Consider the following 12,020-nt stretch of genomic DNA (forward strand, 5'->3'; position numbering starts at 1 on the left):
GACGGACGCGGTGACCCCCTCCTTGATGACCAGGAGGAGCACCACACATGGCGAGCACGTCCTCGCACCCGGGCCGCACGGCCCTCGTCCTCGTCGCCGGCCTGACGACGGCGGCCGTCGCCGGCTGCTCGGCCATCGGCACCTCGTCCGGCTCGGGGTCCGACGGGCCCAGCGGCTCGGCCGGCACCGTCACGCTCGTCACGCACGACTCGTTCGGGCTGTCGGACGGCATCCTCGACGACTTCACCGCGCAGACGGGCTTGGCGGTGAAGGTGGTCCAGCCGGGCGACGCGGGCACCCTCGTCAACCAGCTCGTGCTGACCAAGGACGCGCCCCTCGGCGACCTCGTCTACGGCATCGACAACGCGTTCGCGTCCCGCGCGGTCGACGAGGGCGTCGTCGAGCCCTACACGTCGCACGCCCCGGCGGCGAAGGACGCGGCCCAGTACGCGGTCGGCGACACCGGCGCCCTCACCGCCGTGGACCTCGGTGACGTCTGCATCAACACGGACCACACCTGGTTCCGGTCGCACGGCGTCCCCGAGCCGACGACGCTCGACGACCTCACCAGGCCCGAGTACAAGGACCTGCTCGTCGTCCCGGACGCCGTGACCTCGTCGCCCGGGCTGGCGTTCCTGCTCGCGACCGTCGGGGCGTTCGGCGAGGACGGCTGGCAGGACTACTGGACGAAGCTGCGGGCCAACGGCCTGCAGGTCGCGAGCGGCTGGACCGAGGCGTACGACACCGACTTCAGCGGCGGTGGCGGCGGCGGCCCGCGGCCGATCGTGCTCTCGTATGCGTCGTCGCCGCCGGCGAGCGTGCCGGAGGGCGGCACCGAGCCCACGACGGGTGCGCTGCTCGACACGTGCTTCCGTCAGGTCGAGTACGCCGGGGTGCTGGCGGGGGCGAAGAACCCGACGGGCGCGCAGCAGCTGCTCGACTTCCTGCTCTCCGACGAGGTGCAGGACGACATCCCGGGGTCCATGTACATGTACCCGGTCAGCAGCACGGCCACGCTGCCCGACGAGTGGGCGCAGTGGGCCCCGCTGGCCCCGAAGCCGTTCACCGTGCCGCCCGACGAGATCACCGCGCACCGCGAGGCGTGGCTCGCCGACTGGTCGGAGACCGTGGTCGGCTGATGAGCACGGCGACGACGACCCGCCCCGACCTGCCGGTGACCGGCGGGCCGGGGCGGGGCGTGCGTCCGGGGGTGCGCCCGGGTGTGCCCGTGGGCACGGCCGTGTTCTGGTCCGCCGCGGTCGTCGTCCCGCTGCTGTTCCTCGGGGTGTTCTTCGCGTGGCCCGTCGTCGTGATGGTGGGCAAGGGCTTCGTCACCGACGGGCACCTGGACCTGTCGGCGTTCGCGGAGGTGTTCTCCCGGCCGCGGACGTGGCGGATCGTCGGGCTGACCCTCGCGCAGGCGTCGATCGCGACGGTCGCGTCGGTGCTGCTCGGCGTGCCGGGCGCATACGTGCTGTACCGCCGTCGGTTCCGGGGCCGGTCGGCGGTCCGGGCCCTCGTGACCGTGCCGTTCGTGCTGCCCACCGTCGTGGTGGGCGTCGCGTTCCGGTCGCTGCTGGTGCAGGGCGGACCGCTGGGGTTCCTGCACCTCGACGGCACGTTCGCCGCCATCGTCGCCGCGCTGGTGTTCTTCAACTACGCGGTCGTGGTGCGGGCCGTCGGGGGCCTGTGGGAGCGGCTCGACCCGCGGCCGGCGCAGGCCGCACGGGCGCTGGGCGCGTCACCGTGGCGCGCGTTCCGGACCGTCACCCTGCCCGCGCTGACCCCGGCGATCGCGTCCGCGGCGTCGCTGACGTTCCTGTTCTGCGCGACGGCGTTCGGCACGGTCCTCGTGCTCGGCGGGCTGCGGTTCGGCACCGTCGAGACGGAGATCTGGATCCAGACGACGCAGTTCCTCGACCTGCGTGCCGCCGCCGTGCTGTCGGTGGTGCAGCTCGTCATCGTCGCCGGGGTGCTCGTGCTGGCCGGCCGGGCCCGGTCGCGGCAGGAGCGGGCGCTCGCCCTCGGCGCCCCGGCGCAGAGCGTCCGCCCGCTGACGCTGCGCCGGCCCACCGGGATGCCGCCCGGCGACGGGCACGGCCCGGCGCTCGCGGCCGCCGGCGTCACGGCCGCCGTGGTGCTGCTCCTCGCCCTGCCGCTCGTCAACCTCGTGGTCCGCTCGTTGCGGGTCGGCGACCGCTGGGGCGTCGACCACTACACGGCGCTGGGCACCACCGGCGGCGCGCTCGACGTCACCGTGTGGCAGGCGGCCCTCAACTCCCTGCGGATCGCCCTCGACGCGACGGTCATCGCGCTCGTCGTCGGCGGGCTCGTCGCGCTCGTCGTGTCCCGGCGGCCCCGCCGCGCGGTGGGACGCCGGGCCGTCGCCGGGCTGGACGCGCTGTTCATGCTGCCGCTCGGCGTCTCGGCGGTCACCGTCGGCTTCGGCTTCCTGCTGTCGATGCACCGGCCGTTCGGGCTCGACGTCGACCTGCGGAGCTCACCGGTGCTGGTGCCGATCGCGCAGGCCGTCGTCGCCGTGCCGCTCGTGGTCCGGACCGTGCTCCCCGTGCTGCGGGCGATCGACCCGCGCCTGCGGGAGGCCGCCGCGACGCTCGGCGCCGCTCCCGGGCGGGTGCTGCGGACCGTCGACCTGACCATCGCCGCCCGGTCCGTCGGCCTCGCCGTCGGGTTCGCGTTCGCCGCGTCGCTGGGGGAGTTCGGCGCGACGTCGTTCCTCGCCCGGCCCGACCGGCCGACGCTGCCGGTCGTGATCTTCCGGCTCATCGGGCGACCGGGGGCCGACAGCTACGGGATGGCGCTCGCCGCCTCCGTGGTGCTCGCGGTGCTCACCGCGGGCATCGTCGCGGCGTGCGAGCGGTTGCGCGTCGCCGGAGCGGGGGGCGAGTGGTGAGCGCAGGGGTGAGGCGAGTGGTGAGGCAGGTGCGAGCCGAGTGGTGAGCGCGGGAGCCGGGCGAGTGGTGCGCGCAGGAGCGACGCGAGTGGTGCCCGCAGGGGCGGGGCGAGCGGTGAGCGCAGCAGCGGGAGGTGAGCGGTGAGCGCAGGTCTGCAGGTCAGCGCGGCGGTGGTGCGGTACGGCCCGACGACCGCCGTCGACGGCGTGTCCCTGCACGTGGCGCCCGGCGAGGTCGTCGCGCTGCTCGGGCCGTCCGGGTGCGGCAAGTCGTCGCTGCTGCGGGCCGTCGCCGGGCTCGAGCCGCTCGCCGCGGGGTCCGTCGCGTGGGACGGGGACCCGGTCGACCGCGTGCCCGTGCACCGGCGGGGGTTCGGGCTGATGTTCCAGGACGGGCAGCTGTTCGCGCACCGGGACGTCGCCGGGAACGTGGCGTACGGGCTGCGGACCGCGAGCGCGCACCGGGTCGACGAGCTGCTCGACCTCGTGGGGCTCGCGGGCTACGGCGCCCGCCCTGTCGCCACGCTGTCCGGCGGCGAGCGCCAGCGCGTCGCCCTCGCCCGCGCCCTCGCGCCCGCACCCCGGCTCCTGCTGCTCGACGAGCCCCTGTCCGCCCTCGACCGCGCCCTGCGGGAACGCCTCGCGGTCGACCTGCGGGCCGTGCTCGTCGCGACCGGCACCACCGCCGTGCTCGTCACGCACGACCAGGACGAGGCGTTCGCCGTCGCGGACCGGGTCGCCGTGATGAGTGCCGGGCGGCTCCTCCAGGTCGACGCACCCGCCGACCTGTGGCGGCGGCCGGCGTCCCGGGCGGTCGCCGAGTTCCTCGGGTACGAGGCGTTCGTCGTCGCCTCGTCGGCCGCGGCGGGGCCCCTGACCCGGGCGCTCGGCCGGGACCTGCACGCCGACGACGTGCTCGCCCTCGGCGAGGGTGCGTTCGTGGTCCGCGCCGGGACCTCGGACCTGCCCGACACCGTCAAGGGCGAGGTGCGGGCGGTGACCTCGCGCCGGGGCCGTTCCGAGGTGCGCGTCGAGGTCGACGGCATCGGCACCGTCACCGCGCTCGCGCCCGTCGGCGCACGGTTCGACGCGGGCGCCGTCCTGCCGCTCGTCGTCGACGCGGACGCCCTCGCGGTGCTGCCGGGCGGCTCCGCGCGGCGGTGACGCGCGCCCCCGTGCGTCCCTGACAGACGCCCGCCGTCCGCGCCGCGGCGCGCCGTCCCGACGCGGCGTGTCGTCCCTGCGCCGCGATGCAGGGTCCCCGCGTCGGTGGGCATCCGCGCGCCCCCCGCACTACCGTCGGAAGCGTCCGGGCAGCATGGACCGGGCGCCGCTGACGAGGGGTGAGAGCGATGACGTTGGACCGCCGCGAGATCGTGTCGATCGACATTCCGATCCCGCTCGCGACCGTCTGGGAGCACCTGCGCGACCCGCAGCTGATCCGCCGCTGGTACGGCTGGGACGACCCGGCCCTCGAGGCCGAGATCCGCCGGGTGTTCCTCGACCGGTCGATCGAGGAGCACGTGTTCGAGGGTGACAAGGTGTTCGAGCAGCGCCCGGTCGAGGGCCGGCGCATCGAGGGCGACACGACCACCCGCCTGCTGTCGTGGCCGAACCGCAAGGGCGACGTGGTCGCCGTGAGGTCGACCGTGCACGAGCCCGGCCACACCCAGCTCATCGTCACCCGTCCGAGCCACGACGGCCGCTCCGGCTACGACGGTGTGCGGGACGAGATCGACGAGCGTTGGATCGCGTCCGCCCAGCAGCTGCGGTTCGCGCTGACGGTGCAGCCCGGGCAGGACCGGCGCACGCTCTCCGTGTTCGGCCTGGACGCCGGCGACCGGACGGACCGGCTCCTGGACCGCGCCGGGCTGCACGGCATCCGGGGGGTGCCGCTGGGCGGTCACGTGCAGGCGCGCCGCCCGGACGGGACGCTGCTCGGCGGCACGCTCGTCTACAAGGAGGACCAGCAGTTCGGGCTGACCCTGCACGGCATCACGGAGTCGTTCCTGGTGATCTTCGAGACGCCCGTGGCCAGCCACCCGCCGCACGGCACCGTCGGCGCGGTCCTCAACACGTTCGGGCTCGACGACGAGACGTTCGAGCAGGTCCGCGAGCGGTGGTCGGGGTGGTGGCGCAGGTCCCTGCCGAGCGGCCACGGTCAGGCCGCCGTCGGAGCCTGACCGCCGGTCAGGTGAGCCGGAGCTGCCACTCGCCGGAGCCGCCGGACGGTCGGAAGCCCAGTGCGACGTTGATGTCGAGCATGAACGAGTTCTCCTCGGCGTTCCACGTCCCGACCCGCCGGACCGTGGGGCGCTGCTGCGCGAGCAGCTCGAGGTTCGCCGCCTTCACGAGCATGCCGAGACGTCGTCCACGGTGCTCGCGGATCACGAGGGTGTCCTCCTGCGCCACGTACCGGTCGGTGTGGGGCAGCGCCAGGAGCACCGTGTAGGCGGCCAGGGTGCGCGTCGGCACGTGCTCCGCGGCCGTGACGACGAGCTCGAAACCGCGCTCGGTGAACTGGGCCTCGGTGGTGCGGACGCGTGCGCCGTCCCACACGTCCTCCTCGTAGTCGAGGTCGCCGAGGGGCACGTCGGTGCTCATCCGGGTGTTGAGCTTGGCGTACTCGTCGAGCCACTCGTCCGGGCAGTGCGTGCCCCAGGACACCATCCGGTAGTCGTCGCCGGCCCGTTCCTGGGCGGCGGCGCGCTGGGCGGCGAGCACGGCCTGGTCGAGGGGGAGCTGCAGCACCGAGTACCGCGCCACCTGGGCGAGCTCCCACCCGCGCTTGAGGGCGAACTGCGTCGCCGGGTCCTCGGAGTCGACCAGGCCGGAGCCCGTCGACGGGGTGAGCGTCGTCGGCCCCTCAGGAGGCTCCACCCGCTGGTCGATCGACGCGTGCACCGTCGTCCGCCCGGCCGCCCGGACGACCTCCAGGGCCTTGTCGTGCAGCGCCGAGCCGAGGCCCTGGCCCTGGCGCCCGCGCAGCACGCCCATGTCGAACGTCGCCTGGTGCGTGTTGTCCTGCAGCGGGAGGTTCAGCGCCAGGTAGCCCCACGCGTCGCCGGACTCCGGGCCGACCACGAAGCGCAGCTTGCGGACGTACTTCTGGTCGTGCAGCGAGCCCAGCTCGTCGGGCGCGGTGCGATGGAAGTCGTCGACCCCCCACGACTCCTCGATGACTGCGTTGCGCACCTCGGTGTACGCGCGCAGGAGGCCCGCCCCCGGTTCGTCCAGGGTGGCGGGTACCGGAACCTCGGTGATGGACCACGTCGTCATGCCCACCACCATCCGCCTGTGCCGCGCAACGGTCGAGGCGATTTACTTCGAGGATGCTCGAACTCATCGGCTGGGCCGGTTCGCTGCTGGTCATCCTGTCGCTCATGCAGGCGCGTGTGCTGCGGTTCCGGGTGCTCAACCTCGTCGGCGCGCTCCTCGCGACGGGCTACAACGTGGCGATCGGTGTGTGGCCGTTCGCGGCCATGAACGCCGTCATCTCCGTCATCGACGTCTACTGGCTGTGGCGGCTGTCCCGCGAGCGGCACGACGACCAGGTGTACGCGGTCGTGGAGGTCCGCTCCGACGACGCCTACCTGCGGCACCTCCTCCGCGTCCACCGGGAGGACATCGCGCAGTTCCAGCCGGGGTTCGCGCTCGACGGGCCGGCTGACGGCGCGGTCCCCGAGCCGGCGTCTGGACCTGTCCCCGTCCCTGCCGCTGCCTCCGAGGGCCCGCCCGCCGGGGACCTCGAGCCGCCCGGGCATGCGTCGTTCCTCGTCGTGCGCGGGGACGAGACGGTCGGCGTGGTGGTGGTGCGAGCGGTCGGTGACGGGGTCGGCCGCGTGGAGCTCGACTGGGTGACGCCGCGGTTCCGGGACTTCACGCCGGGGGAGTTCGTGTACCGGCGCAGCGGCGTGTTCGCCGCGCACGGCTTCCGGTCGCTGGTCGCGGAGCCCGGGCCCAGGAACACCGAGTACCTGGAGCGCGTGGGCTTCCGGGCGCGCGACGGCGTGTGGGAGCGGCAGGTGGAGGTGGCGGCGTGACGTCTGGCCCGACAGTGCCCCCGTCCGGCCGTGCGCCGATCGGGACGTCCCCGAGTAGAGTTTCGGTAACCCGAACTTGCTGGAGGACCGTGTGGACGTCGAGGGAGCCCCGACGGCCGTGCTCGACCGTCGGACGCCCGGCACCGGTCGCGGCCGCACGCCACTGCTGCTGGGCCCGGCGTTCGTCGCCGCGATCGCGTACGTCGACCCGGGCAACGTCGCCGCGAACCTCACCGCCGGCGCCCGCTACGGGTACCTGCTGCTGTGGGTGCTCGTCGTCGCGAACGGCATGGCCGTGCTGGTCCAGTACCAGTCGGCCAAGCTGGGCCTCGTCACCGGAGAGTCGCTGCCCGGCGTGCTCGGCGGGCGCCTGCGCCGCGGCCCGCGGCTCGCCTACTGGCTCCAGGCGGAAGTGGTCGCCGCGGCCACGGACATCGCCGAGGTGGTCGGCGGGGCCATCGCGCTGCACCTGCTGTTCGGCGTGCCGCTCGCGCTGGGCGGGGTGATCGTCGGGGTCGTCTCGATGGCGCTGCTCCTGACGCAGAACCGCTACGGGCAGCGGCGCTTCGAGGCCGTGATCGTCGCCCTGCTCGCCGTCATCTCCATCGGCTTCCTGTGCGGCCTGCTCGTCAGCCCGCCCGACGCGCGGGGCATGCTGTCCGGCCTCGTCCCGCGGTTCGACGGGCCGGACTCGGTGCTGCTCGCGGCGAGCATGCTGGGCGCGACCGTGATGCCACACGCGATCTACGTGCACTCGGCCCTCGTGCGGGACCGGCACGGCAAGGCGTCGGGCTCCTCCCGGACGCGGCTGCTGCGCGCGACCCGCTGGGACGTCGGCACGGCACTCGTGATCGCGGGCGTCGTGAACATCGGGCTGCTGCTGCTCGCCGCGTCAGGGCTGCGAGGGGCCGCTGGCACGGACTCGATCGGGGGCGCCTACGAGGCGATCGTCGTCGCTCTCGGGCCGGCCGTCGGGATCGCCTTCGCCGTGGGGCTGCTCGCGTCGGGGCTGGCCTCCACCTCGGTCGGTGCCTATGCGGGCGCGACCATCATGGAAGGACTGCTGCACCGCAGCGTCCCGCTGCTGGCCCGCCGCGTCGTCACGCTCATCCCCGCCGTGGTGCTGCTGGCCATCGGCGTGAACCCGACCTGGACCCTCGTGCTGAGCCAGGTGGTGCTGAGCTTCGGCATCCCGTTCGCCGTGATCCCCCTGGTCCGGCTGACCCGCGACCGCACTCTGATGGGCGCCGCCCGCAACGGCCCGTGGCTGCACGCGGTACTGATCGTGGTCGTGGCACTCGTCGTCGCACTGAACCTGACGCTGCTGTTCCTCCTCGTGACGACCTGACCTGACGGGCGGCGGTCGACCGGTCAGGACTCCGCGGCGCCGAGCGTCGCGACGATCGTGTCGAACAGCAGAAGCATCGGCTCGCGTGCGACGACCAGCGGCGTGCTGAACACGAGCGACACCAGACCCGGCCCGTCAGCGTCCCCCGCCGGATGCCTGGCACCGCTCTCGCCGTCGTTGCCCAGCCCGCCGTTGCCCAGCTCGCCATGGCCCAGCTCGTCGTTGCCCGGCTCGTCGTCGGCCGGCTCGCCGTTGCCGGGCTCGCCGTTGTCGCCGGGCAGGTTCTGGTTGCCGGGAGAGCCGAGCTCGTGGCCGCCGACGAGGTCGTCGAGGTCGTCACCCAGGTCCAGGTCGTCGAGCTCGTCGCCTGCGCTGAGCCAGTACTCCGCGACGAGCATCTCGACCTTCTCGGCACCGAGGTCCTCGGGTCCGTCCCGCCGACCGACCCGCCGCAGGACGGGACCGCGTGGTCCTTCGGCCAGGTCCAACGAGTCGAACGTCCCCGACCCTGCGCGCAGGATCAGCTCGAGCTCGTCGAGGCCCACGCCGAGCAGGCCGGCACCCGGCACCCGGTACACCGTGAGCGTGGCCGGGACAGGCACGTCGCCCGCACGCATCAGGGAGATCGCCATCATCAGCCCGCCGCGGTCGGCCGACTCGTCGACGGCGCGCCCGAGCTCCTTGCGCAGGTCTGCGCGGAGGTTCGCGCGCTGGTCGTCGCGACCCACCTGATGCTCGACCAGCTTGGCCACCGAGCGGCGACGCGAGGCCTCCGAGGTGAGGTCGACCGTCCACCACGACTCCGGCAGCAGCAGACCCAGGCCGTCGACACGGGGCCTGCGGACGTCCGTCTCCGCGCTCACTGAGCGTCCTCCAGCACCACGTTCACGGTCTCGACGACCGTCACGCTCTGGTGTCCCACCGTGTCCGCGAGCTCCGGGGACGCGGCGGTGAACTCCAGCTGCAGGCCCTGGCTCGACCCGTCGGGAAAGAGCGTCCACACGACGTCGGCGACCACGACCTTGGTCCGCTCGTGCGCCCAGGTCCGGACGACCACGCTCGCCTGACCGGCGGGCATCTCCCGGAGGTCCGTCGACCAGTGGAACACCTTGACGCCACGCTCGCGCCGGGGCCGGCGCTGTGTGCGCAGCCACTCGTCGGCCGTCTGCCCGCCGAGCTCCAGGAGGTCCACCCGCAGGAACGCGCCGAGCTCACCGGTGGCCCGGTCGGGCACCCAGACGGCGGCGTTCAGCACGGCACGGTCGTCGCCCAGGCCCTTGTCGAACGTGAGCACCGCCTCCCGGACCCGGGCCCGGGCGGCGTCCCCGTCCGCGAGGAGCTCGGCGACCTCGTCGGCTTCCGCGAGCCCGTTGCCGGGCGTCCAGCCGCCCCAGTCCTCGGGAGCGCCGAGCGTGTAGTCCGCGAGCACTTTCGTCATGAGGTCGGCCCCTTCAGCCCTCGACGGCCGGTCACGAGGCCTGGTCTAGCCAGTAGCCCTCGCCCACCTGAGGCCGACGGCCCACCGCCGCGCCGGAACCCTAGCCCGCGGCGCCGAGGCCGGGAACGGTTCGTCCACAGCCTTCAGCCGACCGGCCCCCAAAGATCGCCCACCGCATCTCCGACGACCGGCTCGTCCCGGGCATGCGGGCCTGCTGCTCGGCGACCTCGCCGCCCACCGGGGGGGGTGCGGCGCCTGCCCGTCCTCACCGAGCGTGTGCACACCCCGCTGGGCATGACGATCCCCACGTCACCGGCCACCCCGTCCGACGACGACCTGCTCGTCCCGGGCATCGGCCGGTCCGGGCGGGTGGGCGCCTGAACGATCGAAGGCTTCGTACCCGTCGGAGCGGTGTGCTCCACCACGGGGACCTCTCACTCCTGGTCGCCGCGATGATCGACCGCCCTTCCAGCGTCCCGGGATCCGAGCTAGGCAGATAGCCGATCTCGACGAATGGGATCCCGGGCGGGCCAAACGTCATGACGGAGGCCCGGTCCACCCTTCGACGACGGGTAAGGGAACTTCGTCGTCCCAGAAGCCTTCCCCGCACCTGATGGAGTAAGTGCCGTCGTATCCGCCGAGATCGCAGGTCTGCTCGCCGCCGTCAGGCAGACGCAGGTCGGCGTCGGCGCCGGTCCCGGCGACCAGTGGCAACGACTGCCGTTCATCGAGGAAGGTCACCCCATAAGCGTCCTCGAGCTGGCCGAGCACCCGTGCGGTGGTCGTCTGTTCCAAGGTCTCCCGGGCTTGCCGGTCGTGCTCGTAGCGCGCGTCTTCCACTCGGTAGTTCAGGTAGGTGGAGCCGAGAGCGAGCCCCATCGCTACGAGCGCGATCAGGAACAGTGGATACGGGCTGTTCCCGTTGCGGGCCGTAGGGCCGGCTCCGATGACCACCGCGACGAAGAAGATGATCGCGACGGTACTGATCCAGAGGAGCACCCAGCCCAGCGTCCCGGGATCCGAGCTCGGCGAATAACCGATCGCGACGAACGGGATCCCGGGCGCTGGAAGCGTCACGATGCCGCCCCGGTGAGGTGCAGCACGTGGGCTGCGGAGGGTTCGCGCAGGACGGTGATCCACTGGTGCGCCTCGACTACGGCCGGAGCGGCCGGCTTCTCCTCAGCTGTGCGGATGGCGAGCGTGCAGTCGGTGGCGATCTGGGTCATTCGCCCGGACCGGTCCAGCCCTCGACGATGGGGAGCGGAGTCTGGTCCTCCCAGTAGCCCTCGCCGCATCGGATGGAGTACGTGCCGTCGTACCCGCCCACGTCACAGGTCTGCTCGGTGCCGTCAGGCAGACGCAGCTCTGCGTAGATCTCGGCGCCTGCCACCTTCGGCATGCGCTGGCGTTCGTCGAGGAATGTCACCCCGTAGGCATCTTCGAGCTGGCCCCGAACCCGTTCGGTGGTGGTCCGTTCCAGGGTCTCGTGCGCTTCCATGGCACGTTCGTAGCGTGTCTCGTGGATGCGAAAGCTGACGTACGTCGAGCTGATCGCGAGCACCATGGCAACCAGCGCGATCAGGAAGAGGGGGTAAGGGCTGTATCCCTTGCGGGAGGTCGGACCGGCCCCGATGCACACCGCCACGAAGAAAGAGATCGCGAGCGCGCTGACGCCGGCCAGCACGTTCGTCAGCACTGTGGGGTCCGAGCTCGGCGCGTAACCGATCTCCACGAACGGAATCCCGGGCGGGGGAAGCGTCATGAGTGGGGCCCCGTCCACCCGTGCACGAGAGGCAGGGGAACTTCGTCGTCCCAGAAGCCTTCCCCGCACCTGATGGAGTAAGTGCCGTCGTATCCGCCGAGATCGCAGGTCTGCTCCCCGCCGTCAGGCAGACGCAGGTCGGCGTCGGCGCCGGTCCCGGCGACCAGTGGCAACGTCTGCCGTTCATCGAGGAAGGTCACCCCGTAGGCGTCCTGGAGCTGTCCGAGCACCCGTTCGGTGGTGGTCCGTTCCAGGATCTCCCGCGCCTCCCTGGCACGTTCGTAGCGTGTCTCGTGGATGCGGAAGCTGACGTACGTCGAGCTGATTGTGAGCACCATGGCGATCAGCGCAATCAGGAACAGCGGATACGGGCTGTAGCCCTTGCGGGATGTGGGACCGGCCCCGATGCACACGGCCACGAAGAAGAAGATCGCGAGCGCGCTGACGCCGGCGAGCACGTTCGTCAGCACTGTGGGGTCCGAGCTCGGCCCGTAGCCGATCTCGACGAACGGAAT

The 12,020-nt window shown here is 72.8% G+C and carries 14 protein-coding genes; 7 read left to right on the top strand and 7 right to left on the bottom strand.

Going from position 1 to position 12,020, the window contains the following annotated elements; translation table 11 throughout:
• Positions 1-47: 47 nt before the first annotated feature.
• The 4 genes from ACVW07_RS13235 to ACVW07_RS13250 all read left to right on the top strand — a co-directional run bounded on the left by ACVW07_RS13235 (position 48) and on the right by ACVW07_RS13250 (position 5,097).
• Positions 48-1,139 carry a thiamine ABC transporter substrate-binding protein gene (locus tag ACVW07_RS13235; protein ID WP_456819697.1) on the top strand — a complete coding sequence of 364 codons (1,092 nt, stop codon included), beginning with the start codon at positions 48-50 and terminating at the stop codon, positions 1,137-1,139.
• Positions 1,139-2,914, top strand: coding sequence for an ABC transporter permease (locus tag ACVW07_RS13240; RefSeq protein WP_456819698.1), 1,776 nt, complete (start codon positions 1,139-1,141; stop codon positions 2,912-2,914). Before ACVW07_RS13235 ends, ACVW07_RS13240 begins: the two co-directional genes overlap by 1 nt.
• A 141-nt stretch (positions 2,915-3,055) precedes the next feature.
• Positions 3,056-4,078 carry an ABC transporter ATP-binding protein gene (locus ACVW07_RS13245; protein WP_456819699.1) on the top strand — a complete coding sequence of 341 codons (1,023 nt, stop codon included), beginning with the start codon at positions 3,056-3,058 and terminating at the stop codon, positions 4,076-4,078.
• Positions 4,079-4,266: 188 nt separating this feature from the next.
• A complete protein-coding gene (locus ACVW07_RS13250) occupies positions 4,267-5,097 on the top strand; it encodes a hypothetical protein (RefSeq protein WP_456819700.1) in 831 nt (276 codons plus the stop codon).
• Between the two features lie 7 nt (positions 5,098-5,104).
• Here ACVW07_RS13250 and ACVW07_RS13255 read toward each other — a convergent pair whose 3' ends face one another.
• Positions 5,105-6,193, bottom strand: coding sequence for an N-acetyltransferase family protein (locus ACVW07_RS13255; RefSeq protein ID WP_456819701.1), 1,089 nt, complete (start codon positions 6,191-6,193; stop codon positions 5,105-5,107).
• Between the two features lie 53 nt (positions 6,194-6,246).
• Between ACVW07_RS13255 and ACVW07_RS13260 the strand changes: the two genes are divergently transcribed.
• Positions 6,247-6,957, top strand: coding sequence for a hypothetical protein (locus tag ACVW07_RS13260; protein WP_456819702.1), 711 nt, complete (start codon positions 6,247-6,249; stop codon positions 6,955-6,957).
• Positions 6,958-7,075: 118 nt separating this feature from the next.
• Entirely contained in the window at positions 7,076-8,305 is a 1,230-nt protein-coding gene (locus tag ACVW07_RS13265; RefSeq protein WP_456821082.1) for an Nramp family divalent metal transporter, read from the top strand.
• A gap of 23 nt (positions 8,306-8,328) precedes the next feature.
• Here the strand turns inward: ACVW07_RS13265 and ACVW07_RS13270 are convergent, their stop codons facing one another.
• Entirely contained in the window at positions 8,329-9,168 is an 840-nt protein-coding gene (locus ACVW07_RS13270) for a hypothetical protein (RefSeq protein WP_456819703.1), read from the bottom strand.
• A complete protein-coding gene (locus ACVW07_RS13275) occupies positions 9,165-9,743 on the bottom strand; it encodes a hypothetical protein (RefSeq protein WP_456819704.1) in 579 nt (192 codons plus the stop codon). Before ACVW07_RS13275 ends, ACVW07_RS13270 begins: the two co-directional genes overlap by 4 nt.
• A gap of 246 nt (positions 9,744-9,989) precedes the next feature.
• Here ACVW07_RS13275 and ACVW07_RS13280 point away from each other — a divergent pair, with 246 nt between their 5' ends.
• The gene (locus tag ACVW07_RS13280; protein WP_456819705.1) at positions 9,990-10,124 is read left to right on the top strand and encodes a hypothetical protein; all 135 of its coding nucleotides are present in this window, start codon (positions 9,990-9,992) and stop codon (positions 10,122-10,124) included.
• Between the two features lie 156 nt (positions 10,125-10,280).
• Here ACVW07_RS13280 and ACVW07_RS13285 read toward each other — a convergent pair whose 3' ends face one another.
• The 4 genes from ACVW07_RS13285 to ACVW07_RS13300 form a co-directional block, all read right to left on the bottom strand.
• Complete coding sequence (locus tag ACVW07_RS13285; RefSeq protein ID WP_456819706.1) at positions 10,281-10,742, bottom strand: hypothetical protein; 462 nt, start codon at positions 10,740-10,742, stop codon at positions 10,281-10,283.
• Between the two features lie 74 nt (positions 10,743-10,816).
• Positions 10,817-10,969, bottom strand: a complete 153-nt coding sequence (locus ACVW07_RS13290; RefSeq protein ID WP_456819707.1) for a hypothetical protein — start codon at positions 10,967-10,969, stop codon at positions 10,817-10,819.
• Entirely contained in the window at positions 10,966-11,475 is a 510-nt protein-coding gene (locus ACVW07_RS13295) for a hypothetical protein (protein WP_456819708.1), read from the bottom strand. The genes ACVW07_RS13290 and ACVW07_RS13295 overlap by 4 nt, the downstream gene beginning before the upstream one ends.
• Positions 11,476-11,501: 26 nt before the next feature.
• Positions 11,502-11,975, bottom strand: a complete 474-nt coding sequence (locus ACVW07_RS13300; protein WP_456819709.1) for a hypothetical protein — start codon at positions 11,973-11,975, stop codon at positions 11,502-11,504.
• Positions 11,976-12,020: the final 45 nt, after the last annotated feature.

The organism is Cellulomonas sp. URHB0016 (assembly GCF_054057935.1).

Coding starts and splice junctions, on each gene's coding strand:
- ACVW07_RS13235 (WP_456819697.1), top strand. CDS start 48: ATGGCGAGCACGTCCTCGCACCCGGGCCGCACGGCCCTCGTCCTCGTC.
- ACVW07_RS13260 (WP_456819702.1), top strand. CDS start 6,247: ATGCTCGAACTCATCGGCTGGGCCGGTTCGCTGCTGGTCATCCTGTCG.
- ACVW07_RS13290 (WP_456819707.1), bottom strand. CDS start 10,969: ATGACCCAGATCGCCACCGACTGCACGCTCGCCATCCGCACAGCTGAG.
- ACVW07_RS13255 (WP_456819701.1), bottom strand. CDS start 6,193: ATGACGACGTGGTCCATCACCGAGGTTCCGGTACCCGCCACCCTGGAC.
- ACVW07_RS13240 (WP_456819698.1), top strand. CDS start 1,139: ATGAGCACGGCGACGACGACCCGCCCCGACCTGCCGGTGACCGGCGGG.
- ACVW07_RS13275 (WP_456819704.1), bottom strand. CDS start 9,743: ATGACGAAAGTGCTCGCGGACTACACGCTCGGCGCTCCCGAGGACTGG.
- ACVW07_RS13250 (WP_456819700.1), top strand. CDS start 4,267: ATGACGTTGGACCGCCGCGAGATCGTGTCGATCGACATTCCGATCCCG.